Below are 550 nucleotides of genomic sequence, written 5' to 3'. Positions count from 1 at the left end.
GCCACCGCGCGGGCTGGCGCGGGGCGCGGGGAGCGGGCCGTGTCGCGGTGGGGAAGACGTAGTCGCGGGTGACGGACTCGGGCACGTCCGCCAGGCCCGCGACCGGGCCGCTGTAGAGCACGCGACCGCCGTGCTCGCCGGCCCGTGGGCCGACGTCGACCACCCAGTCGGCGCGGCGCACCACGTCCAGGTGGTGCTCGACCACGAACAGCGAGTTCCCGGCCTCCTTCAACCGGTCGAGCACGGTGAGGAGGGCGGCGCTGTCGGCCGGGTGTAGGCCGGCGGACGGCTCGTCCAGTACGTAGACGACGCCGAACAGGCCCGAGCGCAACTGGGTGGCCAGGCGCAGCCGTTGTAGCTCGCCGGCGGAGAGGGTGGGGGTCGGGCGGTCCGTGCTGAGGTAGCCGAGGCCCAGCTCGGTGAGGACCTCGATGCGGGCCACCAGGTCGCGGGCGAGAGTCGCGGCGACCTCGGCGGCGATGCCGGCGCCGTCACCGGGCCCGGGCCCGGCGGCCGTGCCGGCCTCGGTGGCCGGTCGCAGGATCTGGGC

Annotated in this window: 1 pseudogene; it reads right to left on the bottom strand. The window is 76.4% G+C overall.

The features are described from left to right. Nucleotides 1-550: pseudogene (locus KUM32_RS41865) on the bottom strand (ABC transporter); the annotation flags it as partial.

This window comes from Streptomyces sp. AC627_RSS907 (assembly GCF_019049165.1).
Note: the sequence above shows the minus strand (reverse complement) of the source record. Positions and strands in the feature narration are given on the sequence as shown.